This is a genomic window from Sorangium sp. So ce448, from assembly GCF_051520915.1.
Classification (GTDB): domain Bacteria; phylum Myxococcota_A; class Polyangia; order Polyangiales; family Polyangiaceae; genus Sorangium; species Sorangium cellulosum_B.
This window is the reverse complement of the sequence record NZ_CP150343.1, coordinates 8,955,985-8,971,033: the sequence shown is the minus strand read 5'-3', so window position 1 is coordinate 8,971,033 and position 15,049 is coordinate 8,955,985. Positions and strand designations below refer to the sequence as shown.

Annotated in this window: 11 protein-coding genes; 6 read left to right on the top strand and 5 right to left on the bottom strand. The window is 70.6% G+C overall.

Translation table 11 applies throughout. The features are described from left to right. Positions 1-5 precede the first annotated feature (5 nt). On the bottom strand, positions 6-773 hold the full coding sequence (locus WMF45_RS33860; RefSeq protein ID WP_437709379.1) for an NTP transferase domain-containing protein: 768 nt from the start codon (positions 771-773) through the stop codon (positions 6-8). A 170-nt stretch (positions 774-943) separates the two neighbouring features. On the opposite strand from WMF45_RS33860, the gene WMF45_RS33855 reads away from it, so the two are divergent. Next, on the top strand, positions 944-1,717 hold the full coding sequence (locus WMF45_RS33855; protein ID WP_437543291.1) for an acyl-CoA desaturase: 774 nt from the start codon (positions 944-946) through the stop codon (positions 1,715-1,717). Positions 1,718-1,800: 83 nt separating this feature from the next. On the opposite strand, the gene WMF45_RS33850 is transcribed toward WMF45_RS33855, so the two are convergent. Beyond that, the gene (locus WMF45_RS33850) at positions 1,801-2,895 is read right to left on the bottom strand and encodes a hypothetical protein (protein WP_437709377.1); all 1,095 of its coding nucleotides are present in this window, start codon (positions 2,893-2,895) and stop codon (positions 1,801-1,803) included. Positions 2,896-3,023: 128 nt separating this feature from the next. Here WMF45_RS33850 and WMF45_RS33845 point away from each other — a divergent pair, with 128 nt between their 5' ends. After that, a complete protein-coding gene (locus tag WMF45_RS33845) occupies positions 3,024-3,941 on the top strand; it encodes a TIGR01777 family oxidoreductase (RefSeq protein ID WP_437709375.1) in 918 nt (305 codons plus the stop codon). A gap of 609 nt (positions 3,942-4,550) precedes the next feature. Here the strand turns inward: WMF45_RS33845 and WMF45_RS33840 are convergent. Further along, positions 4,551-6,407: a HEAT repeat domain-containing protein gene (locus WMF45_RS33840; RefSeq protein WP_437709373.1), complete on the bottom strand. Its 1,857-nt coding sequence runs from the start codon at positions 6,405-6,407 to the stop codon at positions 4,551-4,553. 370 nt (positions 6,408-6,777) lie between these two features. Here WMF45_RS33840 and WMF45_RS33835 point away from each other — a divergent pair, with 370 nt between their 5' ends. The 4 genes from WMF45_RS33835 (at position 6,778) to WMF45_RS33820 (ending at position 10,896) form a co-directional block, all read left to right on the top strand. Beyond that, on the top strand, positions 6,778-8,013 hold the full coding sequence (locus tag WMF45_RS33835; RefSeq protein ID WP_437709371.1) for a glycosyl hydrolase family 18 protein: 1,236 nt from the start codon (positions 6,778-6,780) through the stop codon (positions 8,011-8,013). 198 nt (positions 8,014-8,211) lie between these two features. Then, positions 8,212-8,799, top strand: coding sequence for a thioredoxin family protein (locus WMF45_RS33830; protein WP_437709369.1), 588 nt, complete (start codon positions 8,212-8,214; stop codon positions 8,797-8,799). A 433-nt stretch (positions 8,800-9,232) separates the two neighbouring features. Beyond that, positions 9,233-10,105, top strand: a complete 873-nt coding sequence (locus WMF45_RS33825; RefSeq protein WP_437709367.1) for an STAS domain-containing protein — start codon at positions 9,233-9,235, stop codon at positions 10,103-10,105. A 35-nt stretch (positions 10,106-10,140) separates the two neighbouring features. Then, positions 10,141-10,896 (top strand): SAM-dependent methyltransferase, encoded by a 756-nt coding sequence (locus WMF45_RS33820; RefSeq protein WP_437709365.1) that lies wholly within the window; start codon positions 10,141-10,143, stop codon positions 10,894-10,896. A gap of 142 nt (positions 10,897-11,038) precedes the next feature. On the opposite strand, the gene WMF45_RS33815 is transcribed toward WMF45_RS33820, so the two are convergent. Beyond that, positions 11,039-12,547: a hypothetical protein gene (locus tag WMF45_RS33815; RefSeq protein ID WP_437709363.1), complete on the bottom strand. Its 1,509-nt coding sequence runs from the start codon at positions 12,545-12,547 to the stop codon at positions 11,039-11,041. A gap of 2 nt (positions 12,548-12,549) precedes the next feature. After that, positions 12,550-14,751 carry an SUMF1/EgtB/PvdO family nonheme iron enzyme gene (locus WMF45_RS33810; protein WP_437709361.1) on the bottom strand — a complete coding sequence of 734 codons (2,202 nt, stop codon included), beginning with the start codon at positions 14,749-14,751 and terminating at the stop codon, positions 12,550-12,552. Positions 14,752-15,049 lie beyond the last annotated feature (298 nt).

Sequence of the window (15,049 nt, the reverse complement as noted above, 5' to 3'; positions counted from 1 at the left end):
GAGCCTCAGGGCGCGCCGCGCCACCACGCGTCGGCCATCGACGCGTCTTCCAGGGTGTCGATCTCCATGTAGCCGCCGTGGGTGTCGAGCTTGTGGAGGTCGGCGCCGGACTCGATCATGTGCTGGAGCAGATCGATGAGGTAGGCCCGCTGGAACGTGCGGCCCTCGCGGAACTCCGGCCGCCCCGAGAAGGCGCCGCGCGCGGCGTCGAAGGCGGCCAGGAACTGCCCGGCGCCCCGCGCCGAGAGCTTCATCACCCCGATGAACTCGCCGGTCGCGGACTCCGGAGGGATGCGGCGCGAGATCTGAAGGACGCGATCCCCGCCGGCGCGGAGCTTCTCGGCGTCGGTCTCGGGGTGCTGCGAGCGGCCCACGTAGCGGCGCCGCCAGTCCGTGTCGCAGGCGAGCGCGATGTCGTGCGGAGAGCGGACCAGCCCCGCCACGATCTCGGGCCGGTAGACGATGTCGGCGTACGTCGAGACGAAGCCGCCCTCGAGGTGCTCGCGCGCGCAGAGGAGCGAGAGAAGGATGTTGTTCTGCTCCCAGTCGCGGTTCTCGACGTACGTCAGATCCGGGTAGGCGGCCCGGATGACGTCGGCCTTGTAGCCGCAGACGAACACGATATCCGACCGCCGGAAGCCGCCCGCGGCGAGCGCCTCGAGGATGCCGTCGAGCATCGGGCGCCCGAGGATCGGGACCAGCGTCTTCGGCAGCTCTTCGGTCAGATGACGCAGCCGGCTGCCCCGGCCCGCCCCGATGATCACGGCCTTCACGACACCGCTGTTACCATGAACGGACTCGATCAATCACGGACAATCACGGGGATTCCCGCGGAATCTCGCGAAGATAGAGGCGACCAGAGGCCGCGCGGACCCGGGGCCCGTTACGGAATCGTGACCGTGAGCTGACCCCCTGCCGCGCGTCACCGGGTTAGGACGCGAACATGGAGATCGCGATCGTCCTCATCGCCCACTCTACGCTCTCGGTCTTTTTCCAGACCTTCTTCCTGCACCGGTACGCCTCGCATCGGATGTTCACGATGTCGAAGCCATGGGAGCGGATCTTCCACTTCCTCACGTACCTCACGCAGGGCTCGTCGTACCTCGTGCCCTGGGTTTACGCGATCTTGCACCGCATGCACCACGCGTACAGCGACACGCCGAAGGATCCGCACTCGCCGCGGTACTACTCGAATGTCGTCCGCATGATGCTGGACACCGCGCACCGCTACGACGCGATCTACGACGGCACGGCCGACGTGGAGCCGCGCTTTCTCGGCGGCTACCCCGAGTGGCCCGCGCTCGACCGCATCGGCAACGCGTGGATCGGCCGGCTCGCGTGGGGCACCGGCTACGTGCTCTTCTACGTGGCCTTCGCCTCGCACTGGTGGCAGTTCCTGTTCCTCCCGCTCCACTGGACCATGGGCCCGCTGCACGGGGCGATCGTGAACTGGTGCGGCCACCGCTACGGCTACCGCAACTTCAACAGCGACGACGACTCCCGCAACACGCTGGTCCTCGACTTCGTGACGCTCGGCGAGCTCTTCCAGAACAACCACCACAAGTACGCGATGAGCCCGAACTTCGCGGTGCGGTGGTTCGAGATCGACCCGGCGTATCAGGTCATCCGCGTGCTCGCCTGGGTGGGGATCATCCGCCTGTCCGACAAGGTCCAAGTCGCCCGGCTCGAGCCCGAGGTCGCGCGGGCTGAAGGGTAGAGCGGGGCGGTCCGCCGGCCGCGCGTGCAGCGCGGCCGGCCGTGGAGCGCGGCGCGCGGAGCCGAGGCCCCGCGCGCAACGGCTCACCCGAACAGCTGCCGGAACGCGCCGGGGACGTCCTTCGGACCGATCTGCTCCTTGCGCTTGTTGAACTCCGGCAGACACGCCTGGTAGGCCGCGTCCACCCGCAGATCGCTGCCGTCCCAGCTCGGACGCCAGATCTCCATCGTCTCGCCCGCGAGATCGATGACGTCCTTGAACTGCCCGCGCTCCTTCAAGATCTGCGTGCTGAGCCCGTACATCAGCAGCCCGCCGGGGATCGCCCCGAGCGCCGTCGTGGCCAGGGCCGGATAGCAGATGCGCGCCGTCTTCGCCCCGAACCGCTCCCGGATCTCCGCCATCGTCTTGCGCTGGAGGATCTTCGCGCCGGCGAGCGGGCCCATCGCGTAGACCGGATCGTCGCTCGGGTAGTCGTAGTCGCAGAAGGACACCACGCTCTCGCCCTTCGCGATGAGCCCCGCCGCGGCGAGCGGCTCGACCCACAGGAGCGACGACGTGCCCATGAACTTGTTGGTCCGCTCGATGTCCGCGTCGTTCGCGACGTCCACCTCGACGAGCCCGAGCTTGCGGATGTTCTCCGGGCGCGAGAAATCAGGGATCTGGAGCACCGGATCGAACGCGACGTCGAGGTCCTTCACCTTCGTCGGCCCGTGCTCCGCGTACCGCTTCATCGCGCCGGCCGCGATGCCGTTCACGAGGTGCACCGCCCGATACCGCTCCTTCAGCGCGGCGACGACCTCGTCGATCACCTGCGGCCTCGTGGCGTCGTTGTTCCAGAAGCGCGCGGTGAGCCCCTCGGCCGCCGCCGCGTCCGAGATCGCCTTCACGTGGTGCGGGCCGATCTGCATCTTCTCGCTGTCGAAGTGCACGGCGAAGACGGCGGCCCGCTCCCCGAAGAGCAGCTGCAGGGCGAGCGCCCGGGTCATGCCGTTCGAGCCGCCCAGGATCAGCACCGCCGTGTCCGGGGCGATGCGCGCGCCCGCCGGGCGGATACGGGCGCGGTGCGCCGCGAGCTGCTCGGTCGCCACGCGCGCGCCGTGCTCGGCCAGCGAGCCCACGAGCGAGCGGCGATCGAGGCCGCCGAGAGGAAGCTTCTTGAAGGTCTCTAGGTCATCCATCACATCCCGCGTCTTACCGTCTCCAGCGCTCGGCGTCACGACTGGACAGCTGCAGGCCGTCCGAGCGCTCCGAGGGCGGCGCTCGAAGGGAAGCCCCGCCTCCGTCCGAGCCGTGATAGATAGATCGCGTGAAGACGGTTCTTGTCACTGGCGGCAGCGGGTTTATCGGGCGCGGTCTCGTGAAGGATCTGCTCGCGCGGGGTGATCGGGTGACGGTGCTGACGCGCGACGTGGCGCGGACGCAGGCGGCGCTGCCCGGGGCGCGCGTCGTGACGTGGAGCTCGGACGCCCCGGGGCCGTGGTTCGAGGAGGTCGACGGCGTGGACGCGGTCATCCACCTCGCGGGCGAGACCATCGTCAAGCGGTGGACCGAGGAGGCGCGGCGCGAGATCCTGAGGAGCCGCGTCGACACGACCCGCCTCATGGGCGAGGCGATCGGCAAGGCCAAGCGCAAGCCGAGCGCGTTCCTCTGCGCGTCCGCCGTGGGCTACTACGGCCCGCAGCCGGGCGACAAGGTGCTCGACGAGGACGCGGCGCCCGGCGAGGGCTTCCTCGCCGACGTCGTCGTCCGCTGGGAAGAGGCGGCCCGCGCCGTCGAGGAGCAGCACGGCGTCCGCTCGGTGCAGCTGCGCATCGGCGTCGTGATCGGCGAGGGCGGCGGCGCGCTCGACAAGATGATCGCCCCCTTCCGGTTCTTTTTGGGCGGGCCCGTCGGCGACGGCAAGCAGGTCATCTCGTGGATCCACCGCGACGACGTCGTGGGGATGACCCTGCTCGCCCTGGACAACGACGCGGTGCGCGGCCCCTTCAACATGACCGCGCCGAACGCGCAGACCGGCGACGAGGTCGCGCAGGCGATCGGCGCGGTGCTCCACCGGCCGTCGTGGCTCCGCGTGCCCGAGGCCGTGGTGAAGCTGGGGATGGGCGACGCGGCCGAGATCGTCACCACCGGGCAGCGCGTCTATCCCAGGCGGGCGGAAGAGCTCGGATACAAGTTCCGCTACGCCCGCATCGTGCCCGCGCTCGAGTCGATCCTCCGCGGCTGAGCGCCCTCGCGCGAACCGAGCTCCGGCCGCCCTGCACCAGCGCGGCCGCGCTCCAGCCGCCGCGCCGCCGCCGGAGCGGCGCGCGCTGGAGGCGGGCAGCTGGGCGCCGCGATACGGCGCCCAGCTGCTGCCCACACGAGACAAGAGCCGCCGGTGGCGCGCTGAGAAGTCGACCTGTGTCGAGCAGCGCACCATCGGGAGCCCGGACGGCGGTTTCCCAGCGCTCCCCCAAGCGCTCCGTCCGCTTCCATGCTTACGTCATCGCGCTCCGAGAATCTCTCGGGATGAGTTGGATTGGCGCGTGCAGGGTATCCCGACTGGATGTCGACGTGCACCCTCCAGAAGCGCTGCGAGAACCAAACTCGTTAGGGGAATCCCTTTGCCGCAGCGCGCAATCGCGGGGTTACTCGTCTTCTCCGTCTGAGGCTCGTCTGAGGCTGGTCCGAGGCACGGTTTCTGGTGCGTGAGAGAGGGGAGGAGCCAGGCGCAGTCTGCGCTCGCTGCCCGGACAGCGGATCACCCCCGCGCTGTGCCGTTGTGGTTCGTCGTGGAGCCCCGGCGCGGCTAGCGGGCGTGTGGTCGTACGGGCGCGCGGTCGTGCAGGCGCGCTCAGGGGCTGAGGCCACGACTCTGGAGGATCTCTCGCACCACCGCCTGCGCGGAGCCTGTCAGCTCGGAGAGCGACCCGCGGGCGAGCTCCACGAACTTCATGCCGCGCACGCGCTTGAGCGCCTCGACGGCCACGGCGCGCTCCTCGGCGCCCTCGTGCTGGAGGATGCCGAGGAGCATCTCGCCGGCCTCGAGGGTGTCGATCTTCGCGATCGCCCGCACCGCGCTGGCGCGCACGGCGGCGGCCTGCGACTCGCGGTAGATGCGGGCGAGCGGATCGAAGGCGTGGGCGAAGCGGAGCTCTTCCAGCGCGCGGGCGGCCTCGTGGACGACGGTGGGGTCGGGATCCACGAGCGCATCGCGGAGGGTGATGAACGTGCGCTTGTAGAGGAAGTGGGAGAGCGCGCGGACGACGGCCACCCGGATCTTCGGCTCGGCGCGGCGGAACAGGCGCTCGAGCGGCGAGAGGATCGTGTAGAGCTCGACCGTCGCGAGCTGCTCCGCGAGGCTGATGAGCTGCTGCGCGGGGGTGGCCTCGGGCGTAGCGCCCTCGACGGCGAGCGCGGTGAGCCGGGCGAGCATGGCGCGGCGGCGGGTGACCTCGGACCACTGCGCCGGGTCGAGCACGATGTCGCCGCACGCCTGGGCGGCGCTGCCGGCTTGCTCCCACTCGACGAGGTCGATGTGCCAGACGTCGGGGAAGCCGAGCTCGTGGCGGAGGTGCGCCGGCAGCGGCGCGGCGTCGATCGGCAGGTCCTGCGCGTTCACGTAGCGGCGGCCGGCGCGGGCGTAGTGCTTCTTCCGGGTCTCCTCGAGCGGCAGCTGCGTGAGCGCGCGGTAGACGCCGCCCACCTTGCTGTACTGCCCCGCCTCGCCGAGCGCGATGACGGCGGCGAGCAGCGCGTTCTCGGCGATCTCGGGCGGGGCGGCGCGCTTCTGCGAGACGGCGGACACCTCTTGCCAGAGGCGGGCCTGCGTGAGCACGGCGAAGTTGGCGACGGCGGCGAGCCCCTCTTTCCGGGCGTACGCGGCCATCTCGCGGGCGAGCGTTGCGGCGGCGGAGACCTCGCCCTGCTTCTCGGCCGCGGCGACGGCCTCCTCGTAGGACTGGAGCGCGTAGTAACGCAGGTGGTCCTCGCGCAGGATGCGGATGACGTTCACGTAGCCCTCGAGGACGTGCTCGAAGGCGCGGCTCTCGCGCCCGACGGCGATGAGGACCTGGTAGCAGTCGAAGGCGCGCTCGCGCTGGCCGATGGTCTCGTACCTGTCGGCGGCCTCCTCGAGCAGGTGGACGGAGGCGAAGACGGCCTCGCGCGCCGCCGCGGCGTCGCCCGTGCGGAGCGAGGTGCGGGCGAGGTTGAAGCGGGCGAGGCCGGCGGCGTAGAGGTCGCTGCCCGACGAGGAGAGCAGCTGGGCGAGGCGCGACCAGAGGGCGCGGGCGCGGGCGAAGTCCTGGCCGCGCTCGCGGGCGATGGCGGCCTGCGCGACGAGGCCGGCGGCCTCGTACTCGTCGGCGGCGCGGCCGTAGAGCCGCTTCTGCCGCTCCGGGTCCTGCTCGCGCTCGGCCCAGGCGAGCACGGTGCGCGCGCGGTCGATGGGCGGGACCTTGGCGATGAGCGGGCGCTGGCTCTGCTCGTTGCCGCCGTACCAGGAGACGGTGAGCGCGCTCCGCGCGTCGCCCAGCCGGACCAGCACGTCGCGGAGCTCGTCCGTCATGGCGACGTACTCCTCCTCGCGGGCGATGGTGTGCTGGAGGGCGCTGAAGAGCGCGTCGCGCGCGCGCGTGAGATCGCTCCTGGCCAGCGCGGAGCGGGCCTCGTCGCGGAGCTCGTGCAGGGGGCGGACGCCTTGGGTCATGCCGGCAGCGAGCGTAGTACACCGGCCCTGGCCGAGGGAGCGGCGGGCGCGTGCGCAGGCGACGTCGCCGGCCCGGCCGCCGGTGGAGGGAGGCGCGAGGGCGGGTGGGGGAATTCCCCCATCCTGCCGGAATGATGGAACCGCCAAGACGCCAAGAACGCCAAGAAAAACACAAAAATCTTGGCGTCTTCTGGCGTCTTGGCGGTTCAAAAGACCCCGCCTTCGGCCGAAATACCCCACCACCTGAAGGGTGAGGGGCAGGGATGGAGTAGGCGTCAAACGGCGCATCGCGGGCTCGGCGTGAGGCGGCCCGCGGAAGCGTGAGAACCGGGCTGTCGATGCGGCGGCGGGCTGCTAGAGCGCGGCCGATATGAAGCTGTTTCACCAGACTCTGATGCTCGCCTGCTCCGCCGCGTTCTCCATCTCTTGCGGTGGCGTGGCCGAGCGCGCGCCGTCGCTCGACGAGGTGGGGAGCGCCGAGCTCTCGGCGTCGGCCGCGCCCGGCGCGCAGCGCGCGAGCCAGGCGACGCGCGCGCCGGGCGATCACCGCTTCTGCGGGTGGCTGCACGAGTTCCTCGGAGATCCCGAGTCGACGGAGCTCGGATACGACACCTTCGCGGCCCACGCCGGGGCGTTCGACGCCGTGCACCCGAAGTGGTGGCGCGTCGCCTCGCCGACCGCGTTCGAGAACCACCCGCGCGGCCGGGAGGCCCCGTTCGCCGGCTTTCACGACCGGCGCGTCCTCGACGGCACGACGGCCGGCGGCGCGCGGACCCGGCTCATCCCCCTCATCGCCGCCATCGACCGGCCCGACGTCGTCGCGGTGCACGCCATGCTCCACGATCCAGCGCTCCGGGCGAGGCACGTGGGGGGGATCGTCGCGCTCGTGATGGAGAACGGTTACGACGGGATCGACATCGATTACGAGCACCTCTCATCGGTCCTCGGGCCGGGCGAGACCGTCCGGGCCGAGCGGGCCGCCTTCTCGGCGTTCATCGACGAGCTCGCGCGCGCCCTCCACGCGCGTGGAAAGGAGCTCTCGCTCGCGGTGCCGGCGGTCGTGTCCGCGAAGGGCGTGTTCGACTACGAGGCGCTGAGCGCCTCGGCGGATCACGTGCACGTGATGGGGTACGACTACCACTGGCACGACGGACCGCACGTGGGCCCTGTCGCGCCGCTCGGATGGCTCCAGGAGACCGTCTCGTACATCGGGGCGCTCGACGGCGGCGCGCGCCGGGAGAAGTTCCTCCTCGGGCTGCCGAACTACGGACTCCTCGGGCCGGAGGCGCCGGGAAGCGGGGGCGCCGTGGTGGGGTGCGAGCCGCTCAGCAAGTGCCTGGAGCTCGCGGGCGACAGCTACGAGACGAGCACCGAGCACATGAGCCTGTGCCCGGACGACGAGGGCGGGCGGCTCGCGGCGGGGAGATCGCCGAACCGGCTTCTCTCGAGCGGGGAGCGCCTCTTCTTCGAGGACCTCGCGTCGCTCGAGGAGAAGGTCGTTGTCGCCAGGCAGGGCGGGCTCGGCGGGGTGACGTACTGGAGCATCGGCGGCGAGCCGGGCGGGGCGGCGTTCTTCTCGATGATCGAGCGCCACTTCCCGCGGTGACCGCCGCGCCCTGCGGCCGCCTCGGCCCCCTGCCGGTACAGGCGCTCAGACCTCGAGGGAGGCGCCTCGGCGCTGGAGAGGGCAGGGGAGCGCGCGCCAGAGGACGGCCGCCGCGGCCGCGAAGGCGGGGAGGTGTTCAGCGGCGAGGGCCGCGGCGTGGTAGGGTGCGCGCCGTCACAGCGAGAGGAGAACCCTGTCATGGCACGCACCCCGTCCACGATGCTTGAGCTGGGCACCCCGGCGCCCGACTTCAGGCTGCCCGACTTCACAGGAAAGCAGGTCGCGCTGTCGGATTTCAAAAGGCAGCAGGCGCTCCTCGTGATGTTCATCTGCAATCATTGTCCGTTCGTCAAGCACATCCGCCACGAGCTCGCCCGGCTGGGGCGCGATTATGGTGCAGACGACGTGGCCATCGTGGCCATCAACTCGAACGACATCGTCGCGTATCCAGCGGACAACGCCGAGGCGATGGCCAGAGAGGCGCGCGAGGTCGGCTACACGTTCCCGTACCTCCTCGACGAGGCGCAGCAGGTCGCCAGGGCTTACAGGGCCGCTTGCACGCCGGACTTCTACCTCTTCGGCCCGGATCGTCGGCTGGTCTATCGCGGTCAGCTCGACGACAGCCGTCCTGGCAACGACGTCCCCGTGACGGGCCGCGATCTCCGCGCCGCCATCGACGCGGTGCTCTCCTCGGCGCCTGTCGCCTCGGAGCAGCGCCCGAGCATCGGTTGCAACATCAAGTGGAAGCCCGGCAATGAGCCGGCGTATCACGGCAGAACTCCGTAACGATCCCTGGAAGTACGCGGCTGACCGGACCCGGCGGAAGCGCACGCTTCACGCTGGAAACGTGGTGCCGGGTGCGCGTTCAGGCGACATGGGCGTGCTGGAGCCGGTCGGCGGCAGGCCCAGGAGCGGCGAGGCGCGGGCCACACCTTGTGCGGTGGTCACGCCGCTGCAGGCTGCTTTTGTCATGGAACATAGACAGTCAGGACACTGATACGATAGATTCACAGCGCGGGGGCGTGAGACCGCATCTCGGGGGCGCGTTCCTCGCGAACGCCACACATTCGCCTGCATGGTGAGTGGATTGCGGCATGAGGCCGAGGTCCACTCCAGTCTGGACTCAGATCAACAAGCGCGATCCGAGGGCGGCCTGTTCTCCCACTTTGTGGGCGCCCATACGACATGGAACGGCCAAGGCCAAGGAAGGGGACCTCCTATGCAGAGCTGGATCGGCCCGGAGCGCCAGGCGCTGGCGAAGAGCGCGGCGAAGGTGCTCAAGGACAACGCCCTACACAACCGCAGCGGTCTCCCACCCTTTCGATTGCCGCAGGTCGCGCAGCAGATCCTCGACGAGCTGTTCCAATTCTCCTCTGCCGGCGACACGGCGCCCGTCATGTCGCTCGGGCAAAAGCTCGGGCAGCAGGGGCTCGGGCTGCGGGCGCTCCTCGGACTGAGCCGCGTCCTCTTGCGCGAGGTGCTGGCGCGTCTGCCCGGAAGTACGCCCGAGGCGCGCGAGGCTGTGACGCTCGTGAACGACTACCTGACGCTGCTCGTGGACGGGGTGGCAGAGCAGGAGAAGCGCGAGGTCGGCGTCCAGCGCGACGAGATGCAGCTCGCGCTCGAGCGCGCCATCCATAACCGCGAGCGCGAGCTGCGCCGGGTGATCATCGAGCTCTCGACGCCGATCATGCCCGTGTACGATCATATCTTGGTGCTGCCGCTCATTGGAAAGCTCGATACCGAGCGAGCGGGGAGGATCACCGAGTGCCTGTTGCGGGAGGTGGTGGACCGGCAAGCGCGCACCGCGATCATCGATGTGACCGGCGTGCCGGCGATGGACGCGGAGGCGGTCGACGCGCTCGTGCGCACCGCGCGCGCGCTCGACCTCCTCGGCACCCACCCGGTGCTGGTCGGCATCCGCCCCGAGGCAGCCCGCGCGCTGAGCGATCAGGACGCCCACCTCGCGGGCATCGTGGTCCTGGCCAATCTTCAGAGCGGTATCCTCTATGCGCTGCGGCGGGAAGGGCTCGATGTGTGTGGCAGTTCGCGCCCGCAGCGAGGGCCTTCTGGGTTGTATCGCGGCCGTTGACGAGCGCGCAGTGAGCTCACTCTGGGGAGGAGACCATGGAGATTGACACGACCAAGCCGCACGTCGGTCGGGTGTACGACTACGTTCTCGGAGGACACCACAACTACGAGGTGGATCGCGTCGCTGCCACGGCGATCATGAAGCTCGTACCCACGTATCCGAAATACGCGAAGCTCAACCGCTGGTTCATCCAGCTCGTGGGGCAGCAATGGTCCGAGGCGGGTATCACGAACGTGCTTGATCTCGCCTCGGGGCTACCGACGCAGGGCCATCTCAACGACTACCTGCCTGATGCGCGCATCCTGTTTTCGGACGTCGACCCGGTGAGCGTGATCTACGGCGAGCAGATCCTGGCTGACAAGCCGAACATGCGCTACATCCAGGCCGACGTGCGAGACCCATCGCCGTTGATCGCGGCGGCGGCGCAGTTCTTCGGCGCAGAGCGCCGCATCGCGGTTGGCGGCATCGGCATCCTCTACATGATGGACGATGAGAGCTCGCGCGACATCCTGCGGAAGCTGCACGCGTTCTGCGCTCCTGGCAGCGTGCTGGCGCTCAGCTTCATCATGTCGCGCGGCGCCGCGGCGGCGGGCCAGCTGAGCAGCGCCGGCTCCCTCGCCGGGGTCAAGGTCTACCCGCGCACGCCCGAGGAGATCGCGGCGCTCGTGGCCCCATGGAAGGCGGATGAATGCCGGCCTCTGGCGGAGTGGCTCGGCATCGACGACTTCATTACCGAGGAGGAGTACCAGGTGAACCCGTTCGAGATGCGGGGCTTGATAGCGCATCACTGAAGGAAAGGCCGCTCCCCTCTCGCCATCTCCCCATCTCCCCATCCATCCCCGTAGGCCCGAGGAGGGAGGTTCTGCCGCACGGCGCCTGGGGGATGGGCCGATGTTTGAGCACGTGGCCTGAGCCTTGCCCAGCGGGCAAGGCTCAGGCCACGTGCGAGTTCGGCGGGGCCCCCAGGCGCCGTGCGGCAGAACCTCCCTCCTCGGGCCGGTCCTGCCGGTCCTGCCGGTCTTTCTCCCCGAGGATCGCCTTCGCCGCGCTGGCCCGAGCCGCCCCACTCGCCACCGTCGCGTGGTCCACCACCCAGTGCGCGTCCAGCAGATCCAGGTAGTCGAGGTCCAGCTCCCCCCCGGATGGCAGCATGAACACCGCCGAGATGTGCGCGTGGCTCTGCACCGCCTGCACCATCTCCCGCGGGATGTAGAGCGCCGCGTGCGTGAAGAGGTGCACCACCGGCGTGCGCGGATCGTGGTGCCGCGTCAGATCCAGATCCGTGGCGAGCTCCGCGAACACGCGCGCCGGGTTCCTGCCCCGCTCCCCCTTGAACGACAAGAGGTGCGCCGTCGGCAGCTGCCCGTTCTTCGCCCGGTAGAGCTCGTACAGCCGCGCGTCGAAGAAGCGGAACGCCACGTCCTCGCCCTCCAGCAAGAGCCGCTTGCCCGTCGCGATCGCCATCCCCCGGGCGAACGTCTGGCGATCGCCGCGCATCGACGCCGACGCGTCGACGAGCAGGTAGTGGATGCGCCGCTGCTCGTCCCGGCTCTGCTCGCGCGCGAAATACAGCACCTCGTTGTCCGCGATGCGGCGCGCCAGCTCCAGATCGTCCCACGCGAGCTCCGTCAGCACCATGCTGTCGATCGACCCGCGCGTGCCCAGCCCCGAGTAGCCGTGCGCCGCCGTCGTGCCCGCGGCCGGGCGCGTCTTCGTCTCGAGCACGCTCGGCAGGATCTCCAGCGAGAAATTCACGATGTCGTTCGCCTCGGGCGACGAGAGCGCCGCGAGCAGATCGACCTGGGCGAGCGCCCCGGCCGACGCCTCCGAGCCCAGCATGCCGAACAGGCGCAGCGTCTCGATGTCGAGCGCGTCGGACATCGTGAGCACGTACAGCCGGGAGACGTCGAGCGCCTCCAGCGCCCGCTGCTCGAACTCGCGCCGCGCCGACAGGAACAGCCCGCGGAGCTGCGGCTCGATCCCCTCGAAGAGCGCCGCGTCCGCCGGGAGCATCGCGCGGTAGGCCGGCGGCGTGTGGGTCCGCGCCGCGACCGCGCCGAAGAGGCGCGACAGCACGACCGTGACCAGGTCGTCGCTCATCCGGAGCTGCGCCGCGCACCGCGCGGCCTCGCTCTCGGCGAGCTCCCGGAGCACCGCCCGGTACCCCTCCACGATGCGCTCCGCGTCCCGGAGCCGGCCCGCGAGCTCCCTCGCGTCGCAGCGCGGCCCGAGCTCCAGCTGCTCGCGCGGCGTCGAGAAGAGCAGGCCCGCGTCGTGCACCAGCGCGAACGGCAGGACCACCCCGAGCCGCTCCAGGCTCTGGTGCCACCGGATCGCGCGCAGCGCGAGCGACGAGCTCAGCGGGCGCACCTGCGAGAACGCCAGCGTGCCGAGCGGGCCGGCGATGGAGGGGTTCGCGAGCTGCGAGGTGGGGACCGGCACGGCTACAGGCGCGCGGCGCAGCGGAAGCCGATGCCCGGCGCGCTCGCCGTCGCGAGCTGGTGGTAGCGGAACGCCGGGTTGAGCCAGAGCGCGAAGCCGCCGTTGTAGGCGCCGCCCCGGATCGCCTTGCGATCGCCGGCCGGCGCCCCCTTCGGGTTCACCTGCTCCTCGTCCTTGTAGGTCTCGAACCAGTCCGCGGTCCACTCCCACACGTTGCCGACCACGTCGTCGGCCCCGAACCTCGTCTTGCCGTTCGGGAACGAGCCGACCGGCGCCGTGCCGGAGAAGCCGTCGTCGGCATCGTACATGCGCTCGCTCGGCTTGAGCCCCCGCGCCTTCTCCCACGCCGTGCACTCGGTGCCGCACGCGTTCATGAAGGTGTGGTCGCCGGGCTTGTCGCCCCAGGGGAACTTGCGCCCGTCGGAGCCGCGCGCCGCGTACTCCCACTCCGCCTCGGTCGGCAGGCGCTTGCCGTGGACCTGGCAGTAGGCGTTCGCGAGGCTCCACGGCAAGCAGTTGATCGGGTGCTTCGCGAGCTCGGGCTTGCCGAAGGTGCACTGCTCGGCGAGGGCCGTCAGCGTCTTCTGGTGCGCGGCGGCGGGCGACCCGTCCGTGTTCGGGAAGTCAGGCGCGGCCGGGGGCCGCTTGCACTCTCCCTTGTCCGAGCACGCCATGTAGTCGCCCGCGGTCACCTCGTGGACGTCGATGCAGAACGTGTCGATCGTCACCTTGTGCGCGGGCTGCCACAGCTTGAACTCCGGTTCGTCGGAGCCCATGAAGAACTTGCCGCCCGGGACGAGCACCATGCCTGCAGGGCACTCCGTCCGCCGCTCGGGGAGCGCAGCCGCCGCGGCCGTGGCGCTCGCCGTCGGCGCCGCCGCGGTGGCGGACGCGGTGGCGACCGGCGCGCTCCGCGACGCCTCTTCCGAAGGCGGCGCGGAGCGCAGCAAGCTCCATGTGATCGCGCCGCCGGCCGCGAGCGCGAGCGCGACGCCGCCGAAGAGCAGCGGGCCCTTCGCCCTCGGCGCCGCCGCGTCGCTCGCGGCGCTCGAGCCGGCCACGGATACCGGCTGCGACGTCAGCGCGGGCGGCGGCCCCGGGGCCGTGGAGGGCGCCGCCATCGTCGGCGCGGTCTGCGCCTGCAGCGAGATCCGCGGCGAGGACGGGAGCCGCGGCGCCGACGCGCGGGGCGACGGCGCGCCGGGCGGGGGCGCGAGCGAGCCGCCGCCCGTGGAGAGCGCCCAGGCCGGGTCCTCGGGGAAGACCGCCCGGTGCAGCGCCGACCAGAAGCGGCCCATGGTGGGGAAGCGGTCGGCCGGCGCGACGGCGAGCGCCTTCGCGAAGACCGCCTCGACCTCGTCGCTGACCGTGAGGCCGAGCGTCCGCGGGGTCGGCCGGCGCGACGGATCGCGGCTCGCGACCGCGAGCTGGAGGTAGTCGTCGCCTTGCAGCGCCGGCGCTCCGCCGAGCATCACCTCGATCATGATGAGCGCCATCGCGAAGACGTCGGTCCAGGGCCCGGTCGCGCCGTGGGTGCGGCTGAACTGCTCGGGGGCGCCGTAGCTCGGCGTGAACGCGGTGATGTCCTTGCCGGTCTGAGCGAGCGCCGTCGCCGCCGCCGCGTGATCGGCCATCACCTTGGCGATGCCGAAATCGAGCACCTTCACGAACATCGAGGCGTCGCGCGGCTGGCCGACGACGAACAGGTTCGCCGGCTTGATGTCGCGGTGCGCGATGTTCCGCGAGTGCACGAGATCGAGCGCGATCGCGGCCGACTCGAGCAGCGCCATCGTCGCGCGCAGGTCGCGCGCCGGCGCGCCGTCGGTCGTCTCGTCGTAGAGGACCCGATCGAGCGGCCTGCCGTCGAGCCACTCGAGGACCATGTAGGGCAGCCACTGCCCGTCCGGCGCGTTGAACGTGCCGATGTCGCGGGCCTGGACGATCGCGGCCGAGCGGCTGGACAGCTCGGTCATGAGCTTGCCCTCCTGGATGAACGCCTGGAGCAGCTGCTCCCGCTGCTCGGCCGGCGCGCCCGCGAGGAGGGTGAAGCACTTGACGGCGACGGGCTGCTTCCAGATGACGTGCTCGGCCCTGTAGACGACGCTGAAGCCGCCTTCGCCCACGGCGTGATCGATCCTGTACTTGTCGGCGATCAGGCTGCCGGCGATGTTGAGCGGATCGCTGCGGTCCGGGTTCTGGCTCATGAGATCCCTACGCACCGCGGCGGGGCGCCGATCGGAGCGCCTCGTGCGTGCGTCGGGGCCATCTTAGTTGCCTCGCGGTCGGTTGGAACCCTTTCGCGCGATCCGGCGCCCTCCCCGAGCCGGAGGCGCCGCCCGCACCGGGTGTCCTATATGACGGATGTTCCAAGGCCCGTTGGATGGTGAGGGAGCCCGCATTCAGGGATTTTTTGTGGGCGCGATCCATCTCTTGACAGAGATCTTCGTCCGTTATATTGGATGACACGTTCGGTGGTTCCCTGCTGGCGTCGCTGCTGCCCAG